The organism is Pseudomonas sp. SA233, assembly GCF_054792385.1.
In genome coordinates this window covers 5020902-5036126 of record NZ_CP096449.1, presented here as the reverse complement: position 1 = coordinate 5036126, position 15225 = coordinate 5020902, and the positions used below count along the sequence as shown (strand labels likewise).

General features: G+C 64.0%; 16 protein-coding genes. 9 read left to right on the top strand and 7 right to left on the bottom strand.

Annotation, left to right across the window (positions count from 1 at the left end; all coding sequences use genetic code 11):
- The first annotated feature begins 55 nt into the window (after window positions 1-55).
- From M1D87_RS23095 to M1D87_RS23085, 3 genes are all read left to right on the top strand, one after another.
- Complete coding sequence (locus M1D87_RS23095; protein WP_123083952.1) at window positions 56-1708, top strand: acyl-CoA dehydrogenase family protein; 1653 nt, start codon at window positions 56-58, stop codon at window positions 1706-1708.
- 215 nt (window positions 1709-1923) lie between these two features.
- Window positions 1924-3387 (top strand): AMP nucleosidase, encoded by a 1464-nt coding sequence (gene amn / locus M1D87_RS23090; protein ID WP_015271928.1) that lies wholly within the window; start codon window positions 1924-1926, stop codon window positions 3385-3387.
- A gap of 6 nt (window positions 3388-3393) precedes the next feature.
- Window positions 3394-4032, top strand: a complete 639-nt coding sequence (locus M1D87_RS23085; RefSeq protein ID WP_123083951.1) for a pseudouridine synthase — start codon at window positions 3394-3396, stop codon at window positions 4030-4032.
- 134 nt (window positions 4033-4166) lie between these two features.
- Here the strand turns inward: M1D87_RS23085 and M1D87_RS23080 are convergent, their stop codons facing one another.
- Window positions 4167-4370 (bottom strand): DUF2788 domain-containing protein, encoded by a 204-nt coding sequence (locus M1D87_RS23080; protein WP_013974331.1) that lies wholly within the window; start codon window positions 4368-4370, stop codon window positions 4167-4169.
- Window positions 4371-4424: 54 nt separating this feature from the next.
- A complete protein-coding gene (locus M1D87_RS23075) occupies window positions 4425-4901 on the bottom strand; it encodes an Lrp/AsnC family transcriptional regulator (protein ID WP_003249795.1) in 477 nt (158 codons plus the stop codon).
- Between the two features lie 394 nt (window positions 4902-5295).
- Here M1D87_RS23075 and M1D87_RS23070 point away from each other — a divergent pair, with 394 nt between their 5' ends.
- Window positions 5296-6081 (top strand): DUF6515 family protein, encoded by a 786-nt coding sequence (locus tag M1D87_RS23070; RefSeq protein ID WP_123083950.1) that lies wholly within the window; start codon window positions 5296-5298, stop codon window positions 6079-6081.
- Between the two features lie 77 nt (window positions 6082-6158).
- Here the strand turns inward: M1D87_RS23070 and M1D87_RS23065 are convergent, their stop codons facing one another.
- Together M1D87_RS23065 and M1D87_RS23060 are read right to left on the bottom strand one after the other, a co-directional pair.
- Window positions 6159-7031: a cation diffusion facilitator family transporter gene (locus M1D87_RS23065; protein WP_013974329.1), complete on the bottom strand. Its 873-nt coding sequence runs from the start codon at window positions 7029-7031 to the stop codon at window positions 6159-6161.
- A gap of 22 nt (window positions 7032-7053) precedes the next feature.
- Window positions 7054-7473, bottom strand: coding sequence for a hypothetical protein (locus tag M1D87_RS23060; protein WP_013974328.1), 420 nt, complete (start codon window positions 7471-7473; stop codon window positions 7054-7056).
- 116 nt (window positions 7474-7589) lie between these two features.
- Between M1D87_RS23060 and hrpB the strand changes: the two genes are divergently transcribed.
- Entirely contained in the window at window positions 7590-10118 is a 2529-nt protein-coding gene (gene hrpB / locus M1D87_RS23055) for an ATP-dependent helicase HrpB (RefSeq protein ID WP_123083949.1), read from the top strand.
- A gap of 219 nt (window positions 10119-10337) precedes the next feature.
- Here the strand turns inward: hrpB and M1D87_RS23050 are convergent, their stop codons facing one another.
- Together M1D87_RS23050 and M1D87_RS23045 are read right to left on the bottom strand one after the other, a co-directional pair.
- Window positions 10338-10832 carry a hypothetical protein gene (locus M1D87_RS23050; protein ID WP_421091552.1) on the bottom strand — a complete coding sequence of 165 codons (495 nt, stop codon included), beginning with the start codon at window positions 10830-10832 and terminating at the stop codon, window positions 10338-10340.
- Window positions 10833-10916: 84 nt separating this feature from the next.
- Window positions 10917-11573, bottom strand: a complete 657-nt coding sequence (locus tag M1D87_RS23045) for a YciC family protein (RefSeq protein WP_123083948.1) — start codon at window positions 11571-11573, stop codon at window positions 10917-10919.
- A gap of 166 nt (window positions 11574-11739) precedes the next feature.
- On the opposite strand from M1D87_RS23045, the gene M1D87_RS23040 reads away from it, so the two are divergent.
- The 3 genes from M1D87_RS23040 to M1D87_RS23030 all read left to right on the top strand — a co-directional run bounded on the left by M1D87_RS23040 (window position 11740) and on the right by M1D87_RS23030 (window position 13665).
- Window positions 11740-12492 carry a DUF2076 domain-containing protein gene (locus M1D87_RS23040; RefSeq protein ID WP_123083947.1) on the top strand — a complete coding sequence of 251 codons (753 nt, stop codon included), beginning with the start codon at window positions 11740-11742 and terminating at the stop codon, window positions 12490-12492.
- 79 nt (window positions 12493-12571) lie between these two features.
- Window positions 12572-13051 (top strand): LabA-like NYN domain-containing protein, encoded by a 480-nt coding sequence (locus tag M1D87_RS23035; RefSeq protein WP_004576858.1) that lies wholly within the window; start codon window positions 12572-12574, stop codon window positions 13049-13051.
- An 8-nt stretch (window positions 13052-13059) separates the two neighbouring features.
- Window positions 13060-13665, top strand: coding sequence for a 3'-5' exonuclease (locus M1D87_RS23030; protein WP_039613572.1), 606 nt, complete (start codon window positions 13060-13062; stop codon window positions 13663-13665).
- On the opposite strand, the gene M1D87_RS23025 is transcribed toward M1D87_RS23030, so the two are convergent.
- Entirely contained in the window at window positions 13662-14111 is a 450-nt protein-coding gene (locus tag M1D87_RS23025) for an Lrp/AsnC family transcriptional regulator (protein WP_015271918.1), read from the bottom strand. The two genes, M1D87_RS23030 and M1D87_RS23025, sit on opposite strands and share 4 nt — an antisense overlap.
- Window positions 14112-14265: 154 nt before the next feature.
- Between M1D87_RS23025 and yedA the strand changes: the two genes are divergently transcribed.
- On the top strand, window positions 14266-15186 hold the full coding sequence (gene yedA / locus M1D87_RS23020) for a drug/metabolite exporter YedA (RefSeq protein ID WP_015271917.1): 921 nt from the start codon (window positions 14266-14268) through the stop codon (window positions 15184-15186).
- Window positions 15187-15225 lie beyond the last annotated feature (39 nt).

The following is a 15225-nucleotide window of genomic DNA, read 5'->3' as shown; positions in this document are numbered from 1 at the left end:
TCGTACAGAGTGCTTCACTGGGTTTCTCAAGCCTACCCGGATCCAGGAGCCCTCGATGAACCTGCACCAGTACGCTGAAACTCACGAAGTCACCAACCAGCCACCGCCCCTCGACGGTGCCAACCTTTACCGCCTCGACCTGCCGCTACAGGAATGGTCGCGGCGTTTCGGTGCGGGTTGGGCCGAATCGCGGATCGATGCCTACGGGGCACTGGCCGGCGGCCCGCTGATGCAGGCGGGCTTCCTGGCCAATGCGCACAAGCCGGAGTTCAGCAGCCACGACCGCTACGGCCATCGCATCGACCTGGTCGAGTTCCACCCCGCCTACCACGAGCTGATGCGCACCGCCGTCGAGCACGGCCTGCCGTCGCTGCCATGGGCCGAACCCCGCGCAGGCGCCCATGTGGCGCGGGCTTCGATGACCTACCTGCACAGCCAGGCCGAGGCCGGTACCGGCTGCCCGCTGACCATGACCTTCGCCGCCGTGCCAGCGCTGCGGCTGCAACCCGAATTGGCCGAATACTGGCTGCCGAAAATCCTCGCCTGCGAGTACGACCCGCGTAACGTCGGCGACCGTCACAAGGCCGGTGTCACCCTGGGCATGGCCATGACCGAGAAGCAGGGCGGCACCGATGTACGCGCCAACACCACCCGGGCTTATCCGGTCGGCGCCGCGGGCCCGGGGCAGCCCTACGAGCTGATCGGCCACAAGTGGTTCTGCTCGGCGCCGATGTGCGATGCCTTCCTGACCCTGGCCCAGACCGAAAAAGGCCTGAGCTGCTTCCTGCTGCCGCGTCACCGTCCGGATGACAGCCGCAACCAGTTCTATATCCAGCGCCTGAAGAACAAGCTGGGCAACAGTTCCAACGCCTCCAGCGAGGTGGAATTCCGCGGTGCCCTGGCGTGGATGGTCGGGGAAGAAGGGCGGGGCGTGCCGACCATCATCGAAATGGTGGCCATGACCCGCTTCGACTGCATGGTCGGCTCCAGCGCCTTGATGCGCCAGGCGCTGACCCAGGCGACCCACCATTGCGCGCACCGCAAGGTCGGCGGGCGGCTGCTGAGCGAGCAGCCGTTGATGCAGAACGTGCTGGCCGACCTGGCGTTGGAAAGCGAGGCCGCGCTGGCCCTGAGCCTGCGCATGGGGCAGGCGCTGGAGCAGCTGGAAGACCCGCAGCAGGCGCATTTCGCCCGGCTGGTCACGGCGGTGGGCAAGTACTGGATCTGCAAGCGCGCGCCGGCCATGATCAACGAGGCCGCCGAGTGCCTGGGCGGGGCGGGTTATGTGGAAGACAGCATCCTGCCACGGCTGTACCGCGAAGCGCCGGTGAACTCGACCTGGGAAGGTTCGGGCAATGTGCAATGCCTGGACGTGCTGCGGGCCTTGTCCAAGGAGCCGGGCGTGCTCGATGCGCTGTTCGCCGAGCTGGGCGATGGCCACGGGGACCCGCGCCTGGCGGCGCACATCGGCAACCTCAAGGGGGCGTTTGCCGACACTGGCGACATGCAGTACCGCGCGCGGCAGCTGACCGAGGATATTGCCCTGGCGCTGCAGGCCAAGCTGCTGCTGGAGGCGGGCAATGCGGTGGTCAGTGATGCGTTTATCGACAGCCGCTTGACGGGGGGCGGGCGCGTGTACGGGGCGTTGCCGCGGGGTGTGGATGTGGCGGCATTGGTGGCCAGGGCTACGCCAACACAGGACCTGTAGGAGCGGCCTTGTGTCGCGATAGGGCTGCGAAGCAGCCCCAGGGGATCAGCGCAGATGCACAAATTGCCGGGGCTGCTTTGCAGCCCTATCGCGACACAAGGCCGCTCCTACAGGGACCAGCGCTGGCCTGCTGATTAACACCGATCAATGGGGGTGTATTTAGCCAAGAAGGCAGGCAAGATGGTTCACATGCATGTCCAGACAGGAAGCACAGTGTGAGCCAAGCTTTTGTAGTCGTTGATACCCCCGAACAGGCCGTCGACCGTCTGGCGGCCCTGCATGACCAGGCCACCGGGGCCCTTAGCCAGGCCCTCAAGCGTTACCTGAAGGACCGTACCGAGCCGGGCGCCGAAGAGCGCGACCTGTTCCGCTACCCGGCGCTGCGCCTGACCTATTACAGCCATGGTGAAGTCGCCGCCACCACGCGGGCCTACGCCAAGGTTCAGGTGGCAGGTACCTACAGCGTCACCATCACCCAGCCTGCTGCTTTTCGTGGTTACCTGCTGGAGCAACTGCGCCCGCTGATGCACGACTACACCGTCACGGTAGAGGTCGGCGTCAGTGAACAGAACATTCCTTACCCCTACGTGGTCGATCAGGGCGACGAACTGGCCGGCAGCGGCATCACCGCCGCGCAGCTGGCGCGGGTGTTCCCCAGCACCGACCTGTCGGCTGCGACCGACAACATCGCCGACGGCCTGTATGACTGGGGCAGTGCCGAGACTCTGCCGCTGGCGCTGTTCGATGCCGCGCGGGTCGACTTCTCGCTGCGCCGTCTGGTGCACTACACCGGCAGCGACTGGCGCCATGTACAGCCGTGGATCCTGCTGACCAACTATCACCGCTATGTCGACCAGTTCATCAGCCACGGCCTCGACCAATTGCGTGACGACCCTCGCTTCGTGCGCATGGTCCTGCCAGGCAATGTGGTGATCGAAAAGGGCATGGACCATGGTGAAACCCAGGCCCTGGTGGCCAGCGTGGTCTGGCACCGCTATCAGATGCCGGCTTATCACCTGATCGCCGCCGACGGCGACGGCGTCACGCTGGTCAACATCGGCGTCGGCCCGTCCAATGCCAAGAACATCACCGACCACCTGGCCGTGCTGCGCCCGCACTGCTGGCTGATGATCGGCCACTGCGGCGGCCTGCGGCAGTCGCAGACCATCGGCGATTATGTGCTGGCACACGCCTACATGCGCCGTGACGGTATTCTCGACCGGGTGGTGCCGCCGAACATCCCGATTCCGGCCCTGGCCGAGGTGCAGTTGGCCTTGCAGGAAGCAGCTGCGCAGGTCACCGGCGAGCGTGGTGAACAGCTGAAGAAGCGCCTGCGCACCGGCACGGTGCTGACCTACGACGACCGCAACTGGGAGCTGCGCTGGGCCCAGGAGCGGCCGCTGATCAACCTGTCGCGTGCCGTGGCGGTGGACATGGAAAGCGGTACCATTGCCGCCCAGGGTTACCGCTTGCGCGTGCCGTACGGCACCTTGCTGTGTGTATCCGACAAACCGCTGCACAGCGAGATCAAGCTGCCGGGTTCGGCCAACGCCTTCTATAACCGGGCGGTCAGCCAGCATCTGAAGATCGGCATTGCCGCCCTCGACCTGCTGCGCACCGAGCTCAACTCGCTGCACTCGCGTAAACTGCGCAGCTTTGATGAGCCGCCGTTCCGCTGAGGATCCATGTCACTGCCACCCCGTTCCAAGCCGCGCCGCCCCCAGGCGCGGCCTACCACCGGCCCGCGTCGCCAGCCCAAGGCGCCACCGGCCGAGCCGCGCCTGATCCTGTTCAACAAACCGTTCGACGTGCTGACCCAGTTCAGCGACGGCGACGGGCGCGCGACGCTCAAGGACTACATCGACATCCCCGGCGTGTACCCGGCCGGGCGGCTGGACCGCGACAGTGAAGGCCTGTTGCTGCTGACCAACGATGGCGGCCTGCAGGCGCGCATTGCCGACCCGAAGCACAAGCTGGCCAAGACTTACTGGGTTCAGGTGGAGGGGGAGCCGAGCGAGGAGCAGTTGCGGCGCTTGCGCGATGGCGTGGAACTGAACGATGGGCCGACCTTGCCGGCCGAGGCGCGGCGCCTGGACGAGCCGGCGCTGTGGCCGCGCAACCCGCCGGTGCGTTTTCGCAAGAGCGTGCCGACCAGCTGGCTGGAGCTGGTGATTCGCGAAGGGCGTAACCGCCAGGTGCGGCGGATGACGGCGGCGGTGGGGTTGCCGACCTTGCGCCTGGTGCGGGTGCGGATTGGCGACTGGGCGCTGGATGGGTTGGAACAGGGCTGCTGGCGAGAAGTCCCGGCGAAGTTGCAGCGCTAGGGGGCCGCTTTGCGGCCCATCGCGACACAAGGCCGCTCCTACAGGTGCAGCGCAAACTCAGGCATTGTGCGATCCCTGTAGGAGCGGCCTTGTGTCGCGAAAGGAGCGCAAAGCGCTCCCGGCTTTCTTGAGCCTTACACCCCTTCGAGAAACCCCACCACCACGCTCTTGATGATAAAGGCCAACACCCCCAGCCCCAGCACGAAGAACAGGATCAGCGTCCCGAACCGCCCGGCCTTGGACTTTTTCGCCAGGTCCCAGACGATGAAACCCATGAAACCGATCAGCACGGTGACCAGGATGATCATCATCCACTCTTCGAATACGGCGGGATCCATCGGTGTTCTCCAGGCGGGTTGAGCGTCCGATTATACGCCTGCTGGCGCAGGCAATTAACGCAGGTGGGTCAAGGGCAGCTCGGTGCTGGCCAGCACCTGGTTCAGCACGAAGCTCGAACGCACGCTGGTGACGCCTTCAATGCGGGTCAGGCTGCCTAGCAGCAGCTTCTGGTAGTGGTCCATGTCGGGCACCACCACCTTCAGCTGGTAGTCGGCATCCATGCCGGTGACCAGGCTGCATTCAAGCACCTGTGGCAGGTTGCGGATGGCCGCCTCGAAGGTTTCGAAACGCTCCGGGGTGTGGCGGTCCATGCCGATCAGCACGTAGGCAGTCAGGCTCAGGCCCAGCTTCTTGCGGTCGAGCAGGGCTACCTGGCGCGAGATGTAGCCATCGTCCTCCAGTTGCTTGACCCGACGCGAGCATGGCGAAGGCGACAGGCCGATGCGTTCGGCCAGTTCCTGGTTGGAAATGCGCGCATCGCGCTGCAATTCGGCGAGGATACTCAGGTCGTAGCGGTCAAGTTTGCTCATGGGTTATGCCTTTTCTGTTCAGATTGCGATGAATTATCGATCCAGGGTGAAAAATTGCGCAAGTGCTATTTATCTGAGCAATCTTCGCAATCATCTGTCGCATCCTGTCCGGTATCTTTATCCACAGAATCACTGCCCGGACATCAGTCCACGGCGACGCGTCCTAGGCGGGCGGTCGCGGCCAGCCATCCAACAGGATCTGCAGGCCCCCGGGCTACACACCTTCCAGAAGACGGTGTGAGGTGAGCCGGCGCCACAAGTGCCGAGCACGGACGACAATTCCTGAAGGGAGGCCCTGTGGCCTCCCTTTTTTCATGTCCGGAATTTAATTGGCGTGCGTGACAGGCGCGGTAGACTGGCTGTGGTTGCCTTATTTTCTACCGAGAGGAACAGCATGAAGTCGCGCATCTGGCAGTTGGCAGGTGTTGGTGTGTTGGGGTTGAGCATCTGCCTTGGGGCCATGGCCGAAGGGCCGGGCGAGGGGGCGCCGGGCCGCTCGCTCAATTCGCGTGACGAAGTGCAGCAGACCCAGCCGCCACGCCAGGGCTATTACCAGGACATTCCCCGCCGTCATGGCGATAACCGCCACTGGGAAGCCGGTGGCCCGGGGCAACGGCCCGGTGGTGACTGGCAAGGGCGCCCGGATGGTCATGGCAATGGCTGGGGGCCGGGGCCGCAGTATCACCCTGGGCACACCATCGATCATTTCCCGGACCGCTACTGGAAAGTGCCCTACCGTGGCGATGACTACTTCTACTCCGGTGGTTACTGGTATCGCCCCCATGGTGGCCGTTATGTCGTGGTGAGCCCGCCCTACGGCGTGCGGGTCGACTACCTGCCGCCTTATGCGCGGGAAGTCTGGTTGGGCGGGGCGCTGTTCTTCCTGGTGGCCGATACCTATTACCAGTACCTGGCCGACAGCCGCGAGTACGTGGTGGTCAACCCGCCGGTTGCGGCGCCGGCACCTGTAGGCGGTGGGTATGACGTGGTGGCCTACCCGATGTATGGGCAAGGGCAGGAACAGCAGGACCAGGACCGTTACCAGTGCCACCGTTGGGCGGTGAGCCAGTCAGGGTTCGACCCGGCGACGGCGACTTATGCGCCGCCGGCCAATGTGGCGGACAACTACCGGCGGGCGCTGGGCGCGTGCTTCAGTGGCCGAGGCTACAGCATCAACTAAAGCGGGACATGCGGTGCATGGCACCGGCTGTGCCGGTGTTCGCGGGTAAACCCGCTCCTACAGCTACGCTCACTGATTCACACCGGATCCGCATGCACCATCACATCCGCCTGTGGATAACGCTGGCGGATCACCTTCGAGGCCTCCACGCACAAGGCATGCGCCTCATGCAGCGGCAACTGCCCCGGCATCTCCAGATGCAACTGCACGAACCACTGGTTGCCCGACACCCGTGTACGCAGGTCGTGCACGCCTTTGACCCCGGGAATGGCCAGCACCAGCGCAGCCATGGCCTCGCCGACATCACCGGGCAGTTCCTGATCCATCAGGATGGCCGTGCTTTCCCGTGCGATCTGCAGCGCGCTCCAAAGGATATACACAGCGATGCCCAGGCCGAACAGCGCATCCAGTTGCGGCCAGCCAAAGCGTGCCAGCAGCAGGGCAAGCAGGATGCTTCCGTTGAGCAGCAGGTCCGAGCGGTAGTGCAGGGAGTCGGCCCGCACCGCCGTGGAGCCGGTCAGGCGGATGACCTTGTGTTGCAGTGCCAGCAGGGCAAGGGTCAGCACCAGCGACAGCAGCATTACCCCGATACCGACGGCGGTATCGCCCAAGGGTTGCGGGGTGTGCAGGCGTTCAACCGCCTGCACACCGATCAGCACCGCACTGACCCCGATGAACAGCGCCTGCGCCATACCGGCCAGGGCTTCGGCCTTGCCATGGCCGAATCGGTGGTCGTCGTCGGCCGGGCGCAGGGCATAGTGCACGGCGAGCAGGTTAAGGAACGAGGCAACGGCATCCAGTGCCGAGTCGGTCAGCCCGGCCAGCAGGCTGACCGAGCCGCTCAGCCACCAGGCCAACGCCTTGCTCAGGACCAGGATACTGGCCACCGCCAGCGATGCGCGAGTGGCCAGACGTAGCAGGCGTTGGTGTTCAGCCGGGGTGGTCATCATCCGTGGGTAGTGTCCCTGTGCTTCAGGCCGCAGGCACCAGGCCCAGGCTGGCCAACTGCTCGATGCTGCCGCGATGCTGGATCAGCCGTGGGTCGTTCAGCGGCAGGCGCTGGCCCAGTTCGCTTTCCAGAATGGCCTGCAACTTCAGGTTGTCGACCTTGCCATCGGGGCTCACGGCCTCACGCAGCTTGACCGGGTCAACCTGGGCGGATCGCCCGCCTGAGTAATAGATGGCGCCCGTGGCAAAGTCGATACCGAAGGCGATCAGCCCCGGGATCACATAGAACAGGATGCCGATGGCATCCATTGCGGCAACCACTGGGTCGATCTTGCCGCCGATCTGGCCGCGCCGTTCCGGGTAGAGAATGGTGCCGCAGGCGGTCAGTTGGGTCAGCAAGGTGACGATGAGGGCGCCACCGATGACGCGGGTTGGGATGCGCATGTAAATCTCCGAAAAGGTATCCAGCAGGGCAAGCGAAGCGCCTGCACCTGAAGCTAAGACCATGATAGAGCAGGCTGGGTTCGCCGTTATACTCGCGGGACTGTTCGAGGACCACCATGATTTCATTACCGATCGATGCTGTCTTGCCCGCCCTGCGCCAGGCCCTGGAAAACCGTGACGAAGCGGTGCTCGAGGCGCCACCTGGCGCGGGCAAGACCACCCGCGTGCCGCTGGCGCTGCTCAACGAGCCGTGGCTGGCCGGGCAGAGCATTCTCATGCTCGAGCCCCGCCGCCTGGCAGCGCGGGCTGCGGCCGAGCGCCTGGCCAGCGAACTGGGCGAAAAGGTCGGCGAGACCGTGGGCTATCGCATCCGCCTGGACAGCAAGGTCGGGCCGAAAACCCGCATCGAGGTAGTGACCGAAGGCATCCTCACCCGCCGCCTGCAGGCCGACCCGGCGCTGGAGGGTGTGGGGCTGGTGATCTTCGACGAATTTCACGAGCGCAGCCTTGATGCCGACCTGGCCCTGGCATTGAGCCTGAATGGCCGGGAATTGCTGCGGGACGATCCGCCGCTGAAGGTTTTGCTGATGTCCGCGACCCTGGAGGGCGAGCGCCTTTCGCGGCTGCTGAATGATGCCCCGGTGGTGAGCAGCGAAGGCCGCATGCACCCCGTCGACATCCGTTGGGGGCGGCCTTTCCAGCCGGGTGAGTTCATCGAGCCTCGGGTAGTGGACAGCGTGTTGCAGGCACTGGCTGACCAGACCGGCAGTTTGCTGGTATTCCTGCCGGGTCAGGCCGAGATCCGCCGGGTTCACCAGAGCCTGCAGGAAACGTTGGGCGAGCGTCCCGAGGTCCTGCTCTGCCCGCTGCATGGCGAGCTCGATCTCGACGCCCAACGTGCGGCCATCGACCCGGCGCCCGAGGGCCTGCGCAAGGTGGTGCTGGCCACCAACATTGCCGAGACCAGCCTGACCATCGACGGCGTGCGCGTGGTGATCGACGCAGGCCTGGCCCGGGTACCGCGTTTCGACCCCGGCAGCGGCATGACCCGCCTGGACACCCAGCGCATATCCCGCGCCAGTGCTACCCAGCGCGCCGGCCGCGCCGGGCGCCTGGAGCCCGGCGTATGTTATCGACTTTGGTCCGAGGCCCAACATGACCAGCTGGCCGCCCACGGCAGCGCAGAGATCCTGCAGGCCGACCTGGCCGGCCTGGCCCTGCAACTGGCACGCTGGGGCGTTACGCCCGAGCAGTTGCGCTGGCTCGACCAGCCCCCCACTGCAGCCTTCACCCAGGCCCAGGACCTGCTGGCACGGCTCAATGCCTTCAAGCCCGGCAGCCGTGACAACCTCAGCGAACACGGCCTGGCCATGGCCGAGCTGCCCGCGCATCCACGTATTGCGCATTTGCTGTTGCGCGGCCAGGACCTGGGCCTGGCACAGATGGCCTGTGATGTGGCTGCGCTGCTGGGCGAGCGGGATATCCAGCGCGGCGGTGGCGCCGACTTGCACAGCCGGCTGGCGCTGGTCAGTGGCGAGAGCAGGGCCGCCCGTGGCAGCCACGGTGGTGTGCAGCGTGCGCGCCAATTGGCCCGCCAGTACCGTGGCCTGCTGCGTGGCAAACCAGGCGCGCCGGTTGTGGACCCTGATCACCCGCGCTGGCTGGGCGCGCTGCTGGCGCTGGCCTACCCCGACCGCGTCGCCCAGCAGCGCCGCGAAGGGGGGGCGGAATATCGGCTGGCGAACGGCCGGGCGGCGCTGTTTGCCGAAGTCGATGCACTGATGAAGTGCCCGTGGCTGGTCATCGCCGACCTGGGCAGCCGCCAGGGCCAGCGCGAAGAACGCATCTATCTGGCCGCCGAGTTCGATCCGGCGCTGTTCGAGGGCGTGCTGGCCGAACAGGTCGAGCGGGTCGATATTCTTGATTGGGACGAGCGTGAGCAGGTGCTGCGTGCCGAACGCCAGATCAAGGTCGGCGAGCTGGTACTGGGGCGCGAACCGTTACCCAACCTGGATGACGATGCCCGCGGCAAAGCGTTGCTTGGCCTGGTGCGGCGCAAGGGCCTGAACGTGTTGACCTGGACCCCGGAACTTCGCCAATGGCAAGCACGGGTGGCGCTGTTACGTCAGCTTGATCTGGACAAAGAGGGGCAAAGCGAATGGCCTGACCTGGGGGACGAAGCGCTGCTGGCGACCCTGGAAGACTGGCTGCAGCCATACTTGGGCAAGGTCTCGCGGCTGAGCCATTTCGCCGCCCTGGATTTGTCCTCGATCTTGCGCAATCTGCTGCCTTGGCCATTGCCACAGCGCCTGGACGAATGGGCACCGGCGCATCTGGCGGTGCCATCCGGCTCGAACATTCGCCTGGACTACAGTGAAAACCCACCGATTCTCGCCGTGCGTCTGCAGGAACTCTTCGGCCTCGCCGATACTCCGCGCATTGCCCAAGGCCGTCAGCAGGTGAAGTTGCATTTGTTGTCACCGGCACGGCGGCCGGTACAAGTGACCCAGGACTTGGCCAACTTCTGGCGCACGACGTATGCGGAGGTGAAGAAGGATTTGAAAGGGCGTTATCCCAAGCACTATTGGCCGGATGACCCCTTGGTGGCCGAAGCGACCGCGCGGGCGAAGCCGCGCGGCACCTGAATGTGACGCAGAGCGGTAGCCAGATCGAGGCGGATGATCCATTGGGCGCAGGTGATGTTGGTCTGAATGTTCAGGTCTGCAGTCACCCAATCGGTTGCGTTATTCAGAGGGATCGGGATCTGGCTATCCTCATGAATCATGTAGATTCGGCCAAGGAAACTTTGTGAAGGCAAAGAAGCACACAATAGATGTGCGCTTCATCGAAGTGTTTCCTATGAACTAATATTTCGTCAGCTCGAAGGTGACGACTTGACCTTTCTTGACGTTCAGCGGGGCTAACGTTTCTTGGTCGACGTCTCGTTTGTAGTCAATAGCGCCCACGCTCTGCCCGCTTTGGTCACGCAGATGACAGATGAGAGATCCATCGAGCAGGTGCAGTGGCTCGATCATCCAGTAATCGGTGACTTCGGCATACTTGTAGAAGCCGAGGTAGCCATTGCGGCTGACACCCAACTTCTTGTCCGGTTGTTCCCAAAGGTGGATGTGATAATGCAGGCGATCTTCGGTTTTGGAGATATAACGGAACTCCAACAGTGGCGGCAACATGCGTCCGCCCAATATTAACCAGTCATTCCCAGAGGCGAAATCAAAGAAACCCTCATCGGTTTTGTCGCCACTACGACTAAGCCGAGTATTGGCATAACCACCGTCAAGGTACATTAAAAGCCGGCCTCGAAACGACTCGGCATATTGAGTGCTGATTTTTTGGTCCATGACGTTTCCCTCTAATGGCATTGGTGTGTTTACACTAATGCCACCGTCGGGCGTGCGAGCAGAATGAAGATTTTCCCGGATGCCTCAAGCCCCGGCTTCACCTTCCAGCAGCATGAACAGGCGATACAGCACCACGGTACTGAACAGCTGCAGGAAGCCGCTCAGGCTGTCCATGGCCAGTTGGGCACCCGCTGAGGGTTCGGGAAAAGCCATCAGCAATAGCCCGTCGATCAGCCAGATCGGTGCCAGCACCCCCAGCACGCAGATCATGATGCGCATGAAGTGACCGGTGGTCATGCTTGCACTGTCGCGCATCGACTGCACCACCGGCCGGCCACGCAGTACCAGCAGGTACTCGGCGAACACCAGGTTGATCATGATCCACACGCCCGGGAAGATGAACAGCGCCAGGCCGGCCATGATCAGCAGCGAGCTGATCAGGATCAGCAGGGCCAGCTGTGGCCACAGTTGCAGGGCGCGGGCGAACAGGTCGCGCTTGGCGATTTCCTGGCCGTTGCTGCGGGTGTCGAGGTACAGGATCAGCGCTGCGCTGTACAGCGGGTAGAACAGCAGGCTGACCAGCGTGCCGTAGGCCGGCGATGCCTGGTCGCCCATCTGCCGGTACAGCAGTTGGGTGAGCAAGGCTTCCAGAACCACCAGCGGCAGGCACAGCTGGAGGATGTTCGGCAGGTGGCGGCGGAAGAAGTACAGGGAGTCGCGCAGGACGCTCAGCGGATTCATCAGTCTACATCGCATGGCAGTAAAAACAGGGGCATAACTTTAGCCCAAAGCAGGCCTGGGGCTGTCACTTGCTGAAAAAAGTTTCACGCCGCCGGTGATTGAATCCCACGCCTGTACGCCCCATCTTTGACGCTGTCCGTTGTCCGCTACCCCACGAGGTCGCCCCATGAATACTGAAGAACAAACCCTGATCGACGGCCTGTTCGGCCGCCTCAAGCAAGCCGAGGACCCGAGCCAGCCACGTGATGCGCAGGCCCAGGCATGCATCGAGGAACATGTGCGTCAGCAGCCGGCGGCGCCTTATTACATGGCCCAGGCGATCCTGGTGCAGGAGGCTGCGATCAAGCGCCTCGACGAGCAGAACAAGCAACTGGAAGCCGAACTGAAGCAGGCCCGTGCCCAGGCCGAGGCCGCCCGTGCCGGCAGCGCGCCGAGCAATGGCGGTGGTGGTTTCCTGTCCAGCATCTTTGGTTCGTCTGGGCGCAATGCGGCCCCGGCCGTGCAACCGCAGCGTCCCGCTGCAGCCCCCGTGGCATCTGGTGGTGGCTGGCGCGAGCCTTCGGCGCCGGGCTTTTCCCAGCCACAAGTGCAGCAGCCTGGCTTTGGCGCTGCACCAGCACGCAGTGGTGCCAGCAGCTTCCTCGGCGGTGCGATGCAGACTGCGGCCGGTGTTGCGGGTGGTGTGTTGCTGGCGCAGGGCATCAGCAGCCTGTTCAACCACAACTCGCAGCCGGAAGAGGTGGTAGAGGTGATCAAGGAAGAGCCGGCGCCGGCCAGTGACAGCGGAGGCTGGAACGACTCGGGGGCGCAGCAGGTAGCTGACAACGGTGGCTGGGGCGGCGACCAGGGTGGTTATGCCGACAGCGGTTATGGCAGCGATGATGGCGGGTTCTTCTCGGACGACGATTCGTACGTCTGACAGGTCTGGCATACTGCTGGCAATTTGGGGGGCTGCAAAGCAGCCCCCCAGCATTCCAGGCCGACCAAGGGGTTCCAAGGTGAAAAAGATCGCGCTGTTCGCCGATGTGCAGAACCTCTACTACACCGTGCGCCAGGCCCACGGCTGCCATTTCAACTACACCGCCCTGTGGGCCGATGTCAGCCGCGAAGGTCAGATTGTCGAGGCCGTGGCCTATGCCATCGACCGTGGCGACAGCAAGCAGCAGCAGTTCCAGCAGATCCTGCGCAACCTCGGTTTCGATGTGCGCCTCAAGCCCTTCATCCAGCGCAGCGATGGCTCGGCCAAAGGTGACTGGGATGTGGGTATTACCCTGGATGTGATCGACGCCGCCAGCCGCGTCGACCAAGTGGTACTGGCCTCCGGCGATGGCGATTTCGACCTGCTGCTGGAGCGTGTGATACAGCGCCATGGCACCGAGGCAGTGGTGTATGGTGTGCCCGGGCTTACCGCACTGTCGCTGATCCGTGCTGCCACCCGTTATGTGCCCATCGAGGGTGCGCTGTTGCTCAAACACTGAGATTTTTCATGGAACGTATCGCTGTCATCGACTTTGAAACCACCGGCATCAGCCCCGGCGCCGGCTGCCGCGCCACTGAGGTGGCGGTGGTGATGCTGGAGGGCGGGCGCATCGTCGAGCGCTACCAGAGCCTGATGAACGCGGGTGTGCCGGTACCGGCATTCGTCGCCGGGCTCACTGGCATCACCACCGCCATGCTGCGCAGTGCGCCGCCGGTGGACAAGGTGATGAACGAAGTGGCCGAATTCGTCGGTGGTACCCCGCTGCTGGCACACAATGCCGCCTTCGACCAGAAGTTCTGGGACTACGAACTGGGCCGCATCGGCCGTAGCCGCAGCCAGGCCTTCGCCTGCTCCCTGCTGCTGTCACGGCGCCTGTTGCCGGCGGCACCGAACCACAAGCTGGGCACCCTGACCCGCTGGGCCGGGCTGCCGGATACCGGTACCGCGCACCGGGCCATGGCCGATGCCGAAATGGCCGCCAACCTGCTACAACACCTGGCTGGCGTGCTGCGCCAGGGCCATGGTGTACAGCAACTCTCGCACGACCTGCTCTGCCGCCTGCAGAAAACCCCTGCCGCCAAGGTTCGTGAAACCCTGGCCAGGTTCTGTTAGGGCTTCTTCTCCAGTTGCGCCAGCGGCACCCGCCGCTCCACAGCGCTGGAGAGAATGATCGAGGTCTTGCTGAAGCCGAACTGCGCGACCCGGTTGATCAGTTCTTCCAGCTCCGGCATCGAACCCACCGCTGCCTGCATGATGACGCAGGGGTCGCCGGTTACCCGGTGGCATTCGGTCAACTGGGGGATCTGGGTCAACGCTTCGTAGGCCTGCTGGTTGCCGTGGCTGGCCAGGCGCAGTTCGATCACGCACTGGATCGGCAGGCCGATCTTGCTCATGTCGACCTTGGCCTGGTAGCCGGTGATAACCCCGCTGGCCTCGAGCTTGGCCACCCGCTCGGCCACCGCCGGCGCCGACAGGTTCACCTGGCGCGCCAATTGCGCGAAGGTGGCGCGGCCATTGTCGAGCAGGGCGGCGAGCAGCATGCGGTCGTACTTGTCCATGGGTTATTCCTGCCTGGTTTCGATTCGATTGAAAAGCATCCGAATAACCATGCAATGCAAAGTGTTCGGGCAATTTAAAGCTGTTTTGTAACTTAAGTTTACACGATGGCCTTTCTAAACTAAGCCACCCGTAAACGGATTTCGAGTGTTTCCCATGCCTGCCTCCCGTCGCTTCCCGTTGTTGCTCATTGGCGCTTTCCTGGCCTTGTACCTGGTCTGGGGCTCCACCTACCTGTTCATTCGCATAGGCGTCGAGAGCTGGCCACCGATGCTCATGGCCGGGGTGCGCTTCCTGATTGCCGGGGGCCTGCTGTATGGCTTCTTGCGCTGGCGCGGTGTGCCGGCACCGACCTGGCCGCAGTGGCGGGCTGCGGGGGCGATTGGTTTCCTGCTGCTCAGCTGTGGTAACGGTGGCGTGACCGTGGCCGAGCATGCCGGTGTGGCCTCTGGCGTCGCTGCGCTGGCGGTGGCGACGGTGCCGCTGTTCACGTTGCTGTTCGGCCTGCTGTTCGGGCACCGCAATTCGAAGCTGGAGTGGGCGGGGATCGCCCTCGGGTTGGTGGGTATCGGCCTGCTGAACCTGGGCTCCAACCTTCAGGCAAGCCCGATTGGCGCAGCGCTGATCATCTTTGCGGCGGCGTCGTGGGCGTTCGGCTCGGTGTGGAGCAAGACCTTGCCGCTGCCCCAGGGGCCCATGGCCAGCGCCGCGGAAATGCTCGTTGGTGGCGCTGTGTTGCTGCTCGGCAGCGCGCTGTCTGGCGAGCGCATGACGCAGATGCCGACCGCTGCCGGCTGGGGGGCACTGGCCTACCTGGTGTTCTTCGGTTCGATCCTGGCGTTCAGTGCCTACATGTACTTGCTCAAGCACGTGCGCCCCGCAGCTGCCACCAGCTATGCCTACGTCAACCCAGCGGTGGCCGTGCTGCTGGGCATCGTCTTTGCCGGTGAGCAGATTGGTGCCGAAGAATGTGTGGCGATGGCGGTGATCATTGGCGCGGTGGTGCTGATCGGCCTGCCGCAGTGGCGCAAGGCACCTGAGCCGGCGCAGCCGTTGAAAGGCGAAATCTGCAAGTAGGCAGGGGTGATGCGGTAAACTTGCCGCCTTCGCTGAACC

Coding starts and splice junctions, on each gene's coding strand:
- yedA (WP_015271917.1), top strand. CDS start 14,266: ATGCCTGCCTCCCGTCGCTTCCCGTTGTTGCTCATTGGCGCTTTCCTG.
- M1D87_RS23065 (WP_013974329.1), bottom strand. CDS start 7,031: ATGATGACCACCCCGGCTGAACACCAACGCCTGCTACGTCTGGCCACT.
- M1D87_RS23030 (WP_039613572.1), top strand. CDS start 13,060: ATGGAACGTATCGCTGTCATCGACTTTGAAACCACCGGCATCAGCCCC.
- hrpB (WP_123083949.1), top strand. CDS start 7,590: ATGATTTCATTACCGATCGATGCTGTCTTGCCCGCCCTGCGCCAGGCC.
- M1D87_RS23045 (WP_123083948.1), bottom strand. CDS start 11,573: ATGAATCCGCTGAGCGTCCTGCGCGACTCCCTGTACTTCTTCCGCCGC.
- M1D87_RS23095 (WP_123083952.1), top strand. CDS start 56: ATGAACCTGCACCAGTACGCTGAAACTCACGAAGTCACCAACCAGCCA.
- M1D87_RS23050 (WP_421091552.1), bottom strand. CDS start 10,832: ATGGACCAAAAAATCAGCACTCAATATGCCGAGTCGTTTCGAGGCCGG.
- M1D87_RS23070 (WP_123083950.1), top strand. CDS start 5,296: ATGAAGTCGCGCATCTGGCAGTTGGCAGGTGTTGGTGTGTTGGGGTTG.
- M1D87_RS23025 (WP_015271918.1), bottom strand. CDS start 14,111: ATGGACAAGTACGACCGCATGCTGCTCGCCGCCCTGCTCGACAATGGC.
- M1D87_RS23075 (WP_003249795.1), bottom strand. CDS start 4,901: ATGAGCAAACTTGACCGCTACGACCTGAGTATCCTCGCCGAATTGCAG.
- M1D87_RS23040 (WP_123083947.1), top strand. CDS start 11,740: ATGAATACTGAAGAACAAACCCTGATCGACGGCCTGTTCGGCCGCCTC.
- M1D87_RS23080 (WP_013974331.1), bottom strand. CDS start 4,370: ATGGATCCCGCCGTATTCGAAGAGTGGATGATGATCATCCTGGTCACC.
- M1D87_RS23085 (WP_123083951.1), top strand. CDS start 3,394: ATGTCACTGCCACCCCGTTCCAAGCCGCGCCGCCCCCAGGCGCGGCCT.
- M1D87_RS23060 (WP_013974328.1), bottom strand. CDS start 7,473: ATGCGCATCCCAACCCGCGTCATCGGTGGCGCCCTCATCGTCACCTTG.